15 protein-coding genes are annotated in these 14653 nt (G+C 62.7%); 9 read left to right on the forward strand and 6 right to left on the reverse strand.

Features of this window, described 5'->3' with window-relative positions; all coding sequences use genetic code 11:
* Positions 1 to 20: 20 nt before the first annotated feature.
* A complete protein-coding gene (locus FHR27_RS11340; RefSeq protein ID WP_257026888.1) occupies positions 21 to 1148 on the reverse strand; it encodes a GGDEF domain-containing protein in 1128 nt (375 codons plus the stop codon).
* Positions 1149 to 1822: 674 nt separating this feature from the next.
* Here FHR27_RS11340 and FHR27_RS11345 point away from each other — a divergent pair.
* On the forward strand, positions 1823 to 2098 hold the full coding sequence (locus FHR27_RS11345) for a hypothetical protein (protein WP_179538616.1): 276 nt from the start codon (positions 1823 to 1825) through the stop codon (positions 2096 to 2098).
* A gap of 142 nt (positions 2099 to 2240) precedes the next feature.
* Here FHR27_RS11345 and FHR27_RS11350 read toward each other — a convergent pair whose 3' ends face one another.
* The 5 genes from FHR27_RS11350 to FHR27_RS11370 all read right to left on the reverse strand — a co-directional run bounded on the left by FHR27_RS11350 (position 2241) and on the right by FHR27_RS11370 (position 7454).
* Positions 2241 to 2585 carry a hypothetical protein gene (locus FHR27_RS11350; protein WP_179538617.1) on the reverse strand — a complete coding sequence of 115 codons (345 nt, stop codon included), beginning with the start codon at positions 2583 to 2585 and terminating at the stop codon, positions 2241 to 2243.
* A gap of 372 nt (positions 2586 to 2957) precedes the next feature.
* Complete coding sequence (locus FHR27_RS11355) at positions 2958 to 4286, reverse strand: dicarboxylate/amino acid:cation symporter (RefSeq protein WP_042554349.1); 1329 nt, start codon at positions 4284 to 4286, stop codon at positions 2958 to 2960.
* A 352-nt stretch (positions 4287 to 4638) separates the two neighbouring features.
* Positions 4639 to 6009, reverse strand: a complete 1371-nt coding sequence (locus FHR27_RS11360; protein ID WP_179538618.1) for an ATP-binding protein — start codon at positions 6007 to 6009, stop codon at positions 4639 to 4641.
* Entirely contained in the window at positions 6006 to 6683 is a 678-nt protein-coding gene (locus FHR27_RS11365; RefSeq protein WP_042554351.1) for a response regulator, read from the reverse strand. Before FHR27_RS11365 ends, FHR27_RS11360 begins: the two co-directional genes overlap by 4 nt.
* Before the next feature lie 162 nt (positions 6684 to 6845).
* The gene (locus tag FHR27_RS11370; RefSeq protein WP_042554352.1) at positions 6846 to 7454 is read right to left on the reverse strand and encodes an outer membrane protein; all 609 of its coding nucleotides are present in this window, start codon (positions 7452 to 7454) and stop codon (positions 6846 to 6848) included.
* A 299-nt stretch (positions 7455 to 7753) separates the two neighbouring features.
* On the opposite strand from FHR27_RS11370, the gene napE reads away from it, so the two are divergent.
* The 8 genes from napE (at position 7754) to lpcA (ending at position 14644) form a co-directional block, all read left to right on the forward strand.
* Positions 7754 to 7921: a periplasmic nitrate reductase, NapE protein gene (napE, locus tag FHR27_RS11375; protein WP_042554417.1), complete on the forward strand. Its 168-nt coding sequence runs from the start codon at positions 7754 to 7756 to the stop codon at positions 7919 to 7921.
* Between the two features lie 29 nt (positions 7922 to 7950).
* Positions 7951 to 8211 carry a chaperone NapD gene (locus FHR27_RS11380; protein ID WP_042554353.1) on the forward strand — a complete coding sequence of 87 codons (261 nt, stop codon included), beginning with the start codon at positions 7951 to 7953 and terminating at the stop codon, positions 8209 to 8211.
* On the forward strand, positions 8208 to 10712 hold the full coding sequence (napA, locus tag FHR27_RS11385; protein WP_179538619.1) for a nitrate reductase catalytic subunit NapA: 2505 nt from the start codon (positions 8208 to 8210) through the stop codon (positions 10710 to 10712). Before FHR27_RS11380 ends, napA begins: the two co-directional genes overlap by 4 nt.
* A gap of 11 nt (positions 10713 to 10723) precedes the next feature.
* On the forward strand, positions 10724 to 11209 hold the full coding sequence (locus FHR27_RS11390) for a nitrate reductase cytochrome c-type subunit (protein ID WP_179538620.1): 486 nt from the start codon (positions 10724 to 10726) through the stop codon (positions 11207 to 11209).
* Positions 11210 to 11218: 9 nt separating this feature from the next.
* Entirely contained in the window at positions 11219 to 11815 is a 597-nt protein-coding gene (locus FHR27_RS11395) for a cytochrome c3 family protein (RefSeq protein ID WP_042554356.1), read from the forward strand.
* Positions 11816 to 11836: 21 nt separating this feature from the next.
* On the forward strand, positions 11837 to 12559 hold the full coding sequence (locus tag FHR27_RS11400; protein WP_373565121.1) for a 4'-phosphopantetheinyl transferase family protein: 723 nt from the start codon (positions 11837 to 11839) through the stop codon (positions 12557 to 12559).
* A gap of 200 nt (positions 12560 to 12759) precedes the next feature.
* The gene (locus FHR27_RS11405) at positions 12760 to 14049 is read left to right on the forward strand and encodes a M18 family aminopeptidase (protein WP_042554358.1); all 1290 of its coding nucleotides are present in this window, start codon (positions 12760 to 12762) and stop codon (positions 14047 to 14049) included.
* Between the two features lie 7 nt (positions 14050 to 14056).
* Positions 14057 to 14644 (forward strand): D-sedoheptulose 7-phosphate isomerase, encoded by a 588-nt coding sequence (gene lpcA, locus FHR27_RS11410; protein WP_042554359.1) that lies wholly within the window; start codon positions 14057 to 14059, stop codon positions 14642 to 14644.
* Positions 14645 to 14653: the final 9 nt, after the last annotated feature.

Consider the following 14653-nt stretch of genomic DNA (forward strand, 5'->3'; position numbering starts at 1 on the left):
CCGCAGGCTTCCCTGCGCCATCAACCACCCTGGATCACGGTGGACCGCGCCTGGTCTGCCTCGACGCGATTGCGCCCTGACGCCTTGCCTCGATAGAGCGCGGCATCTGCCTGCTGCATCGCTTCGTCGAGCGCGTGCGTGCTGGTGAAGTGATCCGAAACGCCGATGGTGGCGGTGCAGCGGATGAACGGGTTCAGGCCGATGCCAGGCACTTGGGTTCGTTCGATGGCCACACGCATGCGTTCTGCCAGTTGCATGGCGCCAGCCCTGTCGGTACCCAGGCAGACGACCGCGAACTCCTCGCCGCCCAGCCTGCAGGTCAGATCGCGCTCCCGGGCGCTGGCGTTGAGCACGCCGGCCACATGGCACAGCACGAGATCGCCCACCTTGTGGCCGTAGGTATCGTTGATGCGCTTGAAGTGATCGATATCCACGATCAGCAGGTACGCAGGGGCGGCCGTTCGCGAGCGGAAATATGCATCCAGGCCATCCGTCAGCCCGCGCCGGTTGAGCAGGCGGGTGAGCGGGTCCTGTGCGGCCACGCGGCGCAGCTCGTCGGTGAGGCGGCGCAGCACCAGCCAGACGGCGCAGGGAGGAAGTACCGTCCCCAGGAACGACATGTAGATGTAGAAGGTGCGCTGGAAGCTGGTGTTCATATCGAGCGCCGCCAGCCCGCCACCGAGAATCATCACCAGTTTCGCCGCGTTCAGAGCGCAGATGCCGCCGATCAACACGGCAAACACGAGCATTTCGACACGCAGATCCCTGGCCAGATTTCGTCTGACAAGCAGCGCGCCCAGGGCCATGGCCAGAAACAGCGACGCACAGGCCCCCGCCAGCAGCGCGTGACGCGCCTCGGTCCCGAGCGTCGACTGCACCAGCAGTTGCACTGCCGTGTAGGTACCTGCCAGCGCGAGCAGCGGGCGCCATACCGAGGTGGGCCGATCGAAGAAACGCATGGCACCCAAAACATAGGCAACGGGAGCGCAGAGCGTCAGCGTGTGGTTGACGATACTCAGCACCGCGCCACTCGCGGGGCCACCGAACAACTGCAAGATGTAGGCGAGCCCGAGCAGAAGGTTGCCTAGCGCAAAGACATCCATGCCCAGTTTCTTGCCGCTCAGCCGGGTGCTGATCAGCAGGAACATCACGCTGAAACACAGCAAATGCACGCAGAGCATGCCAAGGATGACGGTGGTGACCATGGATTCGTGCACGTGGAGAGCTGGCAGGAGCCGGGCATTGCAGGAGCGGCGAACCCGCCGATCCCGCTTTTAAGCCATTCGGCCATCTAAGGCTGCAAATAGTAATCGCATATAGCCATATCAGGATAATCCGGTAAACACGCGCGGTGCTGGAAAGCGGACGACACGGTGTGTCGACCAGCGGCACAGAATGCCTGCACTATCGCTTGCACGCCCTGCGGCAATTGCGGCTTCCCAGCGGGCATCGGCCACTCGATCAGGTGTGGCACTGGCTTGCCCTTGAGCATTTGCCACGCTAACCTGCGCGCGTCGCTGCATATTCAGCGACCGGGTTTGGCGACCCGAGTATCTCTAGGCGCACAAGCGCCCACCATCCGAAAGCAGGCGCTTTTTTGTGCCTGTAACTTCGTGCTATGGCGGCTGTGCGTGGGGCACCTTCGGGTGCGCCGGGTGCCTAGAGTCCCGGTTCGCCAACCTGCGTACAGCTGCCACCCATATCGTTTGGCGACGATTCGTGGCAGTTCCTCAACTCTAGGAGCACCACCCAATGAAGCACAAACACGCCCTAAATTCGTCCGCACGCCGCCCCGCTGATCACCAGAACGGAGGCCAGCGCCATGACTGACCTCCTCCCACTCTCCAGCAACCCGACCACCACAGCGGTGCTGCTGATCGACAGCAGTTGCTCGTACATGGACCTGCAGGAAAGCGTCGAACAGCGCCTCAGAGCGGTGCGCGGCCTGCTGCACAGTCTCGCCGCCATGAACATTACCCAGGCAGATGCGCTGGACGTGCAACACATAAGCGAAGCCGCGTACCTGCTTAGCGCAGACGCCTGGGACCTGGTCAGGGCAGCCCACCAGGCAGCGGTGCGGGAGGCGCGCCAGCGTTGAGTATTGGGCGGGTGAAGGCAAACAGCTGCCCTGCCCGCCCTATCCTGATTTCACTCGCCGCCCGACGATCTACAGGACCTTGAGCGAGGAATTGCATTGGGTCTGGCAAACATCAGTGGTGACGACCTGACGGCCATGAATGCTACGGATAAAACTCCGCGTAACGCTGCACCGTGATTAGCATCATCGCTGCCGATATTGAAACGAACAGGAGTATGCACAACACGAACTGCAGTGGCTTGGTCTTCCAGGGAGTGGGATCGACTCGGCCATATTCGCTGAACGAGGCCGGGACGGTTCTGAGAACGATGCAGACAATGGCGTTCACCAAGAACAGGACGGACAGGCTTGCGCCGGCGATCAGAATCGACAATTCACGAATGTCACCGGAAAAACAAACCATCCCTATCGATGACGGTACGACCGCAACGATGAATAGCCACTTCGATAGGGCTTTGGCGCCGCGCGCAATTGGCTTCACGTCCATGGCTCACTGCAACTCCCTGGCGACAATAACTGCAACACCCTGTCCTCGATCGACTTATGACCCTACGCCTGGTGCCCTTTTCTGCACACTACTGCCGGCAGGAGCCAGCCAGAAGCATAGTCAAGACGCACTGAGACACTAGTGGATTGAGCTGAGCAGCCAGCATCGGTCGAGACCGTGAGCGCTCTTGCGATGCGCGAGTCAGTCGTCAGGAAGTGATCGAGGCGAGCCGGCAGAATACGGCCCCCCCTGTCCGAGGCCCGGCAGGCTCTCGGCGTCGAGGCCACCTGTTTTCAACGCCCATAAAAAAGCCCGCCACAAGGGCGGGCCAGGTGACCTCCCCCTAGCCGGGGAGGTCGACGACATCACGTATCAGGACACCTTGCCAGCCGTGTCGCCAGGCAGGGTCACGATGTCCGGACGACCACCGGAAGCCAGTTCGCGCTGCAGGGTGTCTTCGTCCAGCTCCTTGCACCACTTGGCGACCACGATGGTGGCAACGCCGTTGCCGATCAGGTTGGTCAGGGCACGGGCTTCGGACATGAAGCGGTCGATACCCAAGATCAGCGCCAGGCCGGCGACCGGCAGGTGGCCAACGGCCGACAGCGTGGCGGCCAGGACGATGAAGCCACTACCGGTAACGCCTGCAGCACCTTTGGAAGCGACCAGCAGCACCAGCAACAGGGTGATCTGGTGACCGATATCCATCGGTGTGTCGGTGGCCTGGGCGATGAACACCGCAGCCATGGTCAGGTAGATCGAAGTACCGTCGAGGTTGAAGGAGTAACCGGTAGGAATCACCAGGCCGACGACCGACTTGTTGGCACCGAGTTTTTCCATCTTGGTCAGCATGCGTGGCAGTGCCGACTCGGAAGAGGAAGTACCCAGCACGATCATCAGCTCTTCGCGGATGTAACGGATCAGGCGCAGTACGCTGAAACCGTGGGCACGAGCGATACCGCCGAGCACCACGAGGATGAAGAACACGCAGGTGACGTAGAAGCAGATCATCAGCTGACCGAGCTGCACCAGCGAGCCGACACCGTACTGACCGATGGTGAAGGCCATGGCACCGAAGGCACCGATAGGCGCGAGCTTCATGATCATGTTGATGATGCCGAACATCACGTGAGCGATGCGATCGATGAACTCGAGCACCGGACGACCGAATTCACCCATGCGCTGCAGGGCGAAAGCGAAGATCACGGAGAAGAACAGCACCTGGAGGATGTCGCCGTTGGCGAATGCACCGACCACGGTTGCCGGGATCACGTTGAGCAGGAAGCCGATGGTGGTCTGCGCTTCGCCCGCCTGGGCATAGGCTGCGATCTTGCTGGCATCCAGCGTGGCTGGGTCGATGTGCATGCCGACGCCCGGCTGCACGACGTTGACCACGACCAGACCGATAATCAGGGCGATGGTGGAAACGATCTCGAAGTAGAGCAGCGCGTAGCCGCCGGTCTTGCCGACTGCCTTCATGTCCTGCATGCCGGCGATGCCGCTGACCACGGTGCAGAAGATGATGGGGGCGATGACCATCTTGATCAGCTTGACGAAACCATCGCCGAGCGGTTTGAGGGCAACGCCTGTTTCTGGGTAGAAGTGACCGAGAAGGATGCCGATGGTGATGGCGACCAGCACCTGGACATAGAGCATTTTGTAGAACGGTTGACGGACAACATCGTTCGTTGTGGCAGTCATGGTGAATCCTCATGGGCGCGGCAATGACATCCAGAGACGTCCGCACCACCTTTCTTGTTTAGGCGCCAACCCTCCTGACCTGGAGGGATTTGTTATAGGCACGCTTATCGCGACCTTGAGCCTGCAAAAGCAAACCTCATGCCACACAAGAAAAAATCGGATAAACCTTTGATACTCTGGACTTTTAGCGAACCAAAGCGTGCTCTGACGAAAGCATTTGGCGGTTTTCCGCACGGCGCCTCAGGCAGGCGTGGCGGATTCCCACCAAAGCAGCTGAAGAACGTCTCGAAGCCGCTCGGGCTTTCCTCGACGGACTCTCGCTCGCCGAACCAGGCCCCCGCCCTCGGTGACTCTAGATGCGTACCCGAAACGCCGCGCCGCCCAGCTCTGAATCCTCGAGAAACAGCTCGCCTTCGTAGCTCTCGATGATGTCCTTGACCACCGCGGTGCCGATACCCTGCCCCGGATGCTGGGCATCCAGGCGCTCGCCCCGGCGCAGAATGCGTTCGCGCTGGTCGACCGGTACGCCCGGGCCGTCGTCTTCGACGCACAGCAGGCAGGCGCCATGTTCGATACTGGCGGAAATCCGCACCTGGCCCAGACACAGGCGGTAGGCGTTCTCCAGCAGGTTGCCGAGCAGTTCGAGCAGCGCCGCGCGCTCCATGGGAATTTCCAGCCAGGGCTCGAACTGGCGCAGCACGGTCACCTGCTTGTCGCGGTAGACCTTGTCGAGGGCACCACAGAGATTGTCCACCACGCCCGTCATGGATACCCGGTGGCGCACCAGACCGCTCTTGCGCAGGCTGGCGCGCTGCAGCTGATATCCGATCTGCTGGCTCATGCGTTCGATCTGCCCCTGCAGGATCTGCGACTGCTCACGGTTATCCGGCTTGGCAGCGATCACCTCGGCCGCCCCCTGCAGCACCGACAGCGGAGTCTTCAGGCTGTGCGCCAGGTCGTCCAGCGAGTGACGGTAGCGCTCGCGCTGCTGGCGTTCGCTGTCGAGCAGGCGGTTCAGCGAGCCGGTGAGGCGCAGCAGTTCGCGAGGATGTTCGTCGCTGAGGCGCTCACGGGTACCGCCCTCCACTTCGTCCAGCTCTTCGCGCAACCCGCGCAGGCTGCGAAAGCCCCAGGTCAGGCCGAACCACAGCAAGCCGAGAAGCAGCAACAGGGCGCCCCCGAGCCACAGGTAGAGCTGCGTCATGAAATCGTTGTAGAGGGCCTGCGTGTCGCTGGCCGGCTGCATGGTGACGATACTGAAGGCCGCGCTCTCGCCGCGCAGCAGTTTGATTTCCACGTCATAGATATAGAACTCGCGGCCCTGGCGGTCGGTAACGCGCAGCAACTCATCGCCGCGGCCGTCGTAACGCGGCAGGTAGGACACGGAAATGTCCCGTGTCGAAGGCGATTGCCAGACCAGGCGGCCGTCACGGTCATAGATGAAGCCCAGCAACTGGGCGTCGGGAATGTCGAACTCCTCGTCAGGAAGCTTGCTCGGCATCCGTAGCTGGCCGTCGTCGGTGCGAGCGGCGGAGATCAGCGCGCCCGCATCGGCGGCCAGGCGTTTCTCGACGGATTTTTCCAAGGCGATCAGGAAGGCGCCCCGCAGGGCTGGCAGCAGTGCCAGCATGAACAGCACCGCCAGTACGGTGCTGCCGAACATCAGGCGAAGACGCAGGGAGGAAATCCAGCGGCCTCGCAATCGCCTGAAGCCTGACGTCATCGGCAGCGCTCGGTGAACAGGTAACCCTGGCCACGTACCGTTTCGATGGGTTTGAAGCCGTTGCTGCTTTCCAGCTTGCGGCGCAGCCGGCCAACCAGCACTTCGATCACGTTGGGGTCGCGCTCTTCGTCATCGGGGTAAAGCTGCTCGATCAGCCGTTCCTTGGGCACCACCTGCTGGTGGTGGCGCATCAGGTATTCGAGGATGCGGTATTCGTAGGCGGTCAGGCCCATGCCGGCACCATCGATCAGTGCCTGCTTGCGATTCATGTCCAGCACCAGAGGGCCGGCTTCGATGGTCGACTGAATGAAACCGGATGACCGGCGCAACAGGGCATTCAGGCGTGCTTCCAGTTCTTCGAACTGGAACGGTTTGACCACGTAGTCGTCAGCGCCCGAAGCCAGGCCTTCGACCTTGTCCTGCCAGTTGCCACGGGCAGTCAGGATCAGGATGGGAAAGGTCTTGTCACGGCTGCGCAGCTGGCGAATCAGATCCAGCCCGCTGATGCCCGGCAGACCGAGATCGACCACGGCCAGATCATGGTGGTACTCATCGACGCGATACAGCGCCTCTTCGGCGTTGGCGACCGCGTCCACCACGTGGCCCTGCTCGCCGAGTCGGGTATACAGATGGTGACGCAACAGCGCCTCATCCTCCACGACCAGCAATTTCATCGTTGCATGCCCTCCAACATAAGCTTCAAACCGCAAGCTTCAGCGGCAAGTTGGAAGCCATGGTGCACGATCTGGCTTCAACCTACAGCGTAAAGCCCGTTGTGGTTGTTATCGGCTCGTATCGGGCGGCGGTGCAGCCCGATACGAGCACGCAGGCCCTGGTTAGAACTTGTAGTTGGCACCCAGATACCACTGACCGCTGCTATGCAGGTCGAGGGAGCCGACCTTGCCTTGCTCGTGCGGCGCGAACTCGGTGCTGGCGTTGGTACGCAGGTAACGGTAGCCACCTTCGACAGAGGCATTCTCGTTGACTTCCTGCAGCAGGCCAGCCTGCAGACCGGCAGCATACCCGACATTGGTATCACGGGAGACCCCTGGGCTGTTCTGCTCCAGCTTGACCAGGCCCAGCGTGCCACCACCGAACAGCTTGGTGCCGTTCTGGTTCAGCGGCAGGAAGGCATCGTAGCTGCCGAGCAGGTTCTGCTGGCGCAGCTTGTAGCCGTTGTTGGTGCCGGAGATGTATTCGTAGGTGCCGTAGTAACGGCCGGCATCGTTCTGCTGACCGGCACGGATACCCCAGGTGCTGGTGCTATTGATGACGCTGTCGAAATTCGGATTGCCCAGATTGGCGTTCAGTGCCGACGATTTCTGGATGTTGTTGCTGGTGTGACCCCAGGTCAGACCGGCGAAATTGTTGTCGGCATGGGCGGCGGTCGCAGCGCCGAACACCAGGGAAGTCGCCAGAGCCAGCTTGGTAAGAGTCGTTTTCATGGATATGCCTCTCGAATGGCAGTGGGTTGATGAATAACTCGAGGACCATCCTGCCTGCCGTCGACTGAACCTCCCCTGAACCCCTCCTGAACCCGACCTGAACGACGAGCCTGGAAAACCTGGGCTCGGCCCGCTGCCATGAAAAAAGCGTCTGAATATTGACGCAGATCAATACCTCGTTCGCTCCTGAGACTAAGGTCGAGGCATAACGACCAGATGCCGTCGGGTTCACCCCAACAGATCGGTGAATCCCTGCAGTGACGGCACACCCGATCAGCCTGACCGATGAAGACCTGCCCATGCCCAGCCCATCCGAAGACGCCGGGGGCAAACGCCGCGAACGCCGGCTGTTTCTGTTCCTGGTGATATTCCTCTTCCCACTGCTTAGCGTGACCCTCGTCGGCGCTTACGGATTCACCGTGTGGTTCCTGCAGATGCTCTTCGGCCCGCCCGGCCCGCCGAACTGATCGCCCTAGCCCGCTTACAGGAATCCGCCATGGACGCCCCCCTGCATATCGCCAGCTTCATCGTGCACGCACGCCCCGAACATTTCGCGGCGGTGCTCGCCAACCTGCGCCTGCTCGCCGACCTGGAAGTGCACCAGCACAGCCCGGAGGGCAAGTTGGTCGTGGTGATCGAAGCCGTCGACGAGCACCTGATCATGCAGCGCATCGAGCAGATCAACGCCCTGCCCGGCGTGCTCAATGCCGCACTGATTTACCACGAATGCCTCAGCTCGGAAGGAGCCGCCCAATGAGCATGACCCGCCGCGAATTCACCAAGGCCCAGGCCGCTGCCATCGCCGCAGCCGCCGCCGGCCTGCCGTTCGCCTCGACCGCCAGCAACCTGGTGGCCGACGCGGAATCCACCCGCTTGGACTGGAACAAGGCGCCCTGCCGCTTCTGCGGCACGGGCTGCAGCGTCATGGTGGCGACCCGCGACAACCGCGTGGTCGCCACCCACGGCGATATCAAGGCCGAGGTCAACCGTGGCCTGAACTGCGTCAAGGGCTACTTCCTGTCGAAGATCATGTACGGCGTCGATCGCCTGACCACGCCGCTGCTACGCATGAAGAACGGTGTCTACGACAAGCAGGGCGAGTTCCAGCCGATCGGCTGGGAGCAGGCCTTCGAAATCATGGAGGACAAGTTCAAGCAGGCACTGCGCGAGCACGGCCCACAAGCGGTGGGCATGTTCGGCTCAGGGCAATGGACGATCTGGGAAGGCTACGCTGCCAACAAGCTGATGAAAGCCGGCTTTCGCAGCAACAACATCGACCCCAACGCGCGCCACTGCATGGCCTCGGCGGTGATGGGCTTCATGCGCACCTTCGGCATGGACGAGCCCATGGGCTGCTATGACGATATCGAAGCAACCGACAGCTTCGTGCTTTGGGGCTCGAACATGGCGGAGATGCACCCGGTGCTGTGGAGCCGGGTCACCGACCGGCGCCTGAGCAAGCCCGACGTCAAGGTTGCGGTGCTGTCGACCTTCGAGCATCGCAGCTTCGACCTGGCCGACATCCCCATGGTGTTCAAGCCACAGACGGATCTGCTGATCCTCAATTACATCGCCAACCACATCATCCAGAGCGGCGCGGTGAACCAGGAATTCGTCAAACGGCACACGCGCTTCGCCCTCGGTGCCGACGATATCGGCTACGGCCTGCGCCCGGATCACCCGCTGGAACGGCAGGCAGCCAACGCCGACAAGGCCAACACCTGGAGCGACATGTCGTTCGAGCAGTTCGCGGCCTTCGTCAAACCCTACACCCTGGAGCGCGCCGCCAGGGAAACCGGCGTCCCCGCCGAGCGCCTCGAGGCACTGGCGCAGCTGTATGCAGACCCGCAACGCAAGGTCGTGTCGTTCTGGACCATGGGTTTCAACCAGCACACCCGTGGCGTGTGGGCCAACAACCTGATCTACAACATCCATCTGCTGACCGGCAAGATCAGCGAGCCGGGCAACAGCCCCTTCTCGCTGACCGGCCAGCCTTCGGCCTGCGGCACCGCCCGCGAGGTGGGGACCTTCTCCCATCGCCTGCCTGCCGACATGCTGGTGACCAACCCGAAACACCGCGCCACCGCCGAGAAGATCTGGAAGCTGCCCGCTGGCACCATTCAGGAAAAGCCCGGGTTCCACGCCGTGGAGCAGAGCCGCATGCTCAAGGACGGTGTGCTCAAGGTCTATTGGACGCAGGTCAGCAACAATATGCAGGCCGGCCCCAACATCATGCAGGAAGTACTGCCGGGCTGGCGCAAGCCGGACAACTTCGTGATCGTATCGGACGTCTACCCGACCGTGTCTGCCCAGGCTGCCGACCTGATCCTGCCCAGCGCCATGTGGGTCGAGAAAGAAGGCGCTTACGGCAACGCCGAGCGTCGCACGCAGTTCTGGCACCAACTGGTGGGCGCGCCGGGCGAGGCGAAATCCGACCTCTGGCAACTGGTGGAATTTTCCAAGCGCTTCACCACCGATGAAGTGTGGCCGGCCGAGCTGCTGGCAAAGGCCCCCGAACTCAAGGGCAAGACCCTCTTCGAGGTGCTGTACCGCAACGGCAACGTCGACGCCTTTGCGGCCGAACAGCCGGAGGGTGGATTGCGCAACGACGAGGCCAAGGCATTCGGCTTCTACCTGCAGAAAGGCCTGTTCGAGGAATACGCCCAGTTCGGCCGCGGCCATGCCCACGACCTCGCGCCCTTCGAGCGTTACCACAGCGAACGCGGCCTGCGCTGGCCGGTCGTGGACGGTTCGGAAACCCGCTGGCGCTACCGCGAGGGCCACGACCCTTACGTGGCCAAGGGCAGTGGCGTGCAGTTCTACGGCTACCCGGACAACCGCGCGATCATCTTCGCCCTGCCCTACGAGCCACCAGCCGAGGCGCCGGACGACGACTACCCGTTCTGGCTGAGCACCGGCCGCGTGCTGGAGCACTGGCATACCGGCAGCATGACCCAGCGTGTCGAGGAACTGCACCGCGCCGTGCCAGATGCCCTGGTGTACATGCACCCGGACGATGCCCGGGCACTCAATGCACGCCGTGGCAGCGAGGTGAAAGTCATCAGCCGACGCGGCGAGATCCGCGCGCGCATCGAGACGCGCGGGCGTAACAAGCCGCCTCGGGGCCTGGTCTTCGTGCCCTTCTTCGACGCCAACAAACTGGTCAACAAGGTCACCCTGGACGCCACCGATCCGATCTCCAAGCAGACCGATTACAAGAAGTGTGCGGTGAAGATCCAGTTGATCAGCGCGGCCTGAGGAGAACGGTCATGAAATTGCGTTACCTGCCCCTGCTACTGCTCGCCGCCTTCGGTGCGGCCCTGGCCGCCGACCTCGGCTACCCCCTCGACGCTCCCGCGCCGGATGGTCGCCGCCCCGGCGGCACGCTGACCCAGGCGTTTCCCGCGCCACCGATCGCGGCCGAGGAAAACAGGGACATGCGCCGCGAGCGCAACTACCCCGAACAGCCTCCCACCATTCCCCACACCATCGTCGGCTATCAGGTGGACAGGTTCGGCAACCGCTGCCTGACCTGCCACAGCCGCGCCAACAGCGCGCGCAGCCAGGCGCCGATGATCAGCATCACTCACTACATGGACCGTGAAGGCCAGCCCCTGGCGGCCATGTCGCCGCGCCGCTACTTCTGCACCCAATGCCATGTGACCCAGGCCGAGGTGAGCCCGCTGGTGGAGAACGCCTTCGAGAACATCGACCAGATTCTGCTGAAAGAAGCCAACCCTGCCGGGCGTCGCTGAGGAGGCACCATGAAATTCCTGCTCTCCCTGCTGGGCACTTACTGGAACGTGCTGCGCCGCCCGAGCGTGCATTACAGCCTGGGGTTCCTGACCCTGGGCGGCTTCATCGCCGGGATCATCTTCTGGGGCGGCTTCAACACCGCGCTGGAGGCCACCAACACCGAACAGTTCTGCATTACCTGCCATGAAATGCGCGACAACGTGTATGTCGAACTGCGGGAAACCATCCACTACAACAACCGCTCCGGGGTGCGCGCCACCTGCCCCGACTGCCACGTGCCGCATCAGTGGACGGACAAGATCGCCCGCAAGATGCAGGCTTCCAAGGAGGTGTGGGGCAAGATCTTCGGCACCATCAGCACCCGCGAAAAGTTTCTCGAGAAACGTCGCGAACTGGCCGAACACGAGTGGGCCCGTCTCAAGGCCAACGACTCGCTGGAATGCCGCAACTGCCACGACTTCGACTTCATGGACTTCACTCGGCAGAGCAAGCGCGCCGCACAGATGCATTCCACCGCCCTGGCCAATGGCGAGGCCACCTGTATCGACTGCCACAAGGGGATCGCCCACAAGTTGCCCGACATGAGCGGCGTGCACGGCTGGTAAGGAGCTCGCTGGCGCGGCAGAATGCCCGCCATGAATACAGCCCATCTGCCACGCTGCTGCAGCGCCCTCGATGATCACTGGCCGTTTGCCCGGCCATTGCTCGGTGCGCAACTGATCAGCACGCATTTCGACTCCGCGCTGGTCGATGATGCCGACTACTTGGCCGCTGGCGTGCCCCCGGTTCGCGGCGTCGCCAAGCGCCAGGCCGAGCACCTGGCCGGACGGGTTTGTGCTCGCGAGGCGCTGTATCGGGTAACGGGTGTGGCAAGCGTGCCAGCCGTGGGCGAGGATCGCGCGCCCCAATGGCCAGCGCAGGTCAGCGGCTCGATCACCCACGGCCAGGACTGGGCAGCCGCTATCGTTGCGCCAACGCAGCAATGGCGCGGCCTGGGTCTGGATGTGGAGCGACTGCTGTCCAGCGAGCGTGCCGAGCGGCTAGTGGGTGAAATTCTCACCCCAGACGAGCTGAGCCGCATCGCGCATCTAACGCCCGAGCAGCGAGCTTGGCAGATCAGTCTGACTTTTTCCCTTAAGGAAAGCCTGTTCAAGGCGCTCTATCCGCTCGTGCTCAAGCGTTTCTATTTTCAGGACGCCGAATTGCTCGACTTAAACGCCGAGCCAGGCGGGGCGCGCCTGCGCCTGTTGGTCGAGCTGAGCGAAGAGTGGCCAGCCGGAAGCGAACTGGTCGGCCTGTATGCCGAGCTAGACAATCAGGTACTCAGCCTGGTGGCCATCGAGGCCTGACGGGGCCGCGTAGGTCGAGGAGCGCAGCAACGCGAGCCATTACCCCTGATGGGTATCGCTTCGCTCAACGCCATCCTGCGGAGTGGCAGTCAGCTACGTGCCTCGCTCCACCCGACATGGGTCCAGCAATCCGCGAGGAAACGCCAACAGCGCCGGGGGCAAATCCGATAAACTCGGCACATTGCCGTCCGGAGTGCCCCATGCGCGAAGAACTGAACCAAGGCCTGATCGATTTTCTCAACGCCTCACCTACCCCCTTTCATGCTACCGCCAGCCTGGCCATGCGCCTCGAGGCTGCCGGTTATCGTCACCTCGACGAGCGCGCGACCTGGCACACCGAGCCCGGTGGCCGCTACTACGTGACCCGTAACGACTCCTCGATCATCGCCTTCAAGCTGGGCCATCGTTCGCCTGTCGAGGGTGGTATCCGCCTGGTTGGCGCCCACACCGACAGCCCTTGCCTGCGCGTGAAGCCGAACCCCGAGCTGCAACGCCAGGGCTTCTTCCAGCTCGGCGTGGAAGTCTACGGCGGCGCTCTGCTCGCCCCCTGGTTCGACCGTGACCTGTCCCTGGCCGGCCGCGTGACCTATCGTCGCGATGGCAAGGTGGAAAGCGACCTGATCGACTTCTACCAGCCCATCGCCGTGATCCCCAGCCTGGCCATCCACCTCAACCGCGAGGCCAATCAGGGCTGGGCGATCAATGCGCAGAACGAACTGCCGCCGATCCTCGCCCAGTTGGCAAGCAGTGAAAGCGCGGACTTCCGCGCCCTGCTCAGCGAACAGCTGGCCATGGAACACGACTTCAACGCCGATGCGGTGCTCGATTACGAGCTGAGCTTCTACGACACCCAGAGCGCCGCGGTAGTCGGCCTCAATCAGGACTTCATCGCCGGTGCACGCCTGGACAACCTGCTGTCCTGCTACGCCGGTCTGCAGGCCCTGCTGGACGCCAGCGACGAAGAAACCTGCGTGCTGGTGTGCACCGACCACGAGGAAGTCGGCTCCTGCTCGGCCTGCGGTGCCGACGGCCCGATGCTCGAACAGGTGCTACGCCGTGTGCTGCCGGAAGGTGACGGTTTCGTGCGCACCATCCAGCGCTCGCTGCTGGTGTCCGCCGACAACGCCCACGGCGTGCACCCGAACTACGAGAGCAAGCACGACGGCAACCACGGCCCCAAACTCAATGCCGGGCCGGTGATCAAGATCAACAGCAACCAGCGTTACGCCACCAACAGCGAAACCGCCGGGTTCTTCCGCCACCTGTGTCTGGAAAACGAAGTGCCGGTGCAGAGTTTCGTGACCCGCAGCGACATGGGTTGCGGCTCGACCATCGGCCCGATCACCGCCAGCCGCCTTGGCGTGCGCACGGTGGATATCGGCCTGCCGACCTTCGCGATGCACTCGATTCGCGAACTGGCCGGCAGCCAGGATCTGGCACACCTGGTGAAAGTACTCGGTGCCTTCTACAACAGCCATGACCTGCCCTGAGGCCAGCATGATCGAACATATCCGCAACAGCCTGCTCGAAGCCCAGCGTGCGCTCGATGCATTTCTAGGCAATGAGCAGACCCTGGCCAATATCGAGCGGGCCGCCAGCCTGCTGGTGACCAGCTTCGAAGCCAAGGGCAAGGTGTTCTCCTGCGGCAATGGCGGCTCCATGTGCGACGCCATGCATTTCGCCGAGGAGCTCACCGGGCGTTATCGCAAGAATCGTCCGGGCATCGCCGCGGTGTCGATCAGCGACGCCAGCCACATCAGTTGCGTGGCCAACGACTTCGGTTACGACCACATCTTCTCGCGCTACGTGGAGTCCCACGGCCGTGAGGGTGATGTGCTGCTGGCCATCAGCACCAGCGGCAAGAGCCCCAACGTGGTCAAGGCGGCTGAAGCGGCCAAGGCGCTGGGCATCAAGGTCATCGCCCTGACCGGCAAACCTGGCTCGCTGCTGGAGAGCCTGGCCGACGTCAGCATCTGCGCGCCGGGCGGCGATTTCGCCGACCGCACCCAGGAGCTGCACATCAAGGTCATCCACATCCTCATCGAGCTGGTAGAGCGCCACCTCAGCCCCGAAAACTACGCGTGAGCGAGGTGC

The organism is Pseudomonas flavescens (genome assembly GCF_013408425.1).
Lineage (GTDB): Bacteria > Pseudomonadota > Gammaproteobacteria > Pseudomonadales > Pseudomonadaceae > Aquipseudomonas > Aquipseudomonas fulva_A.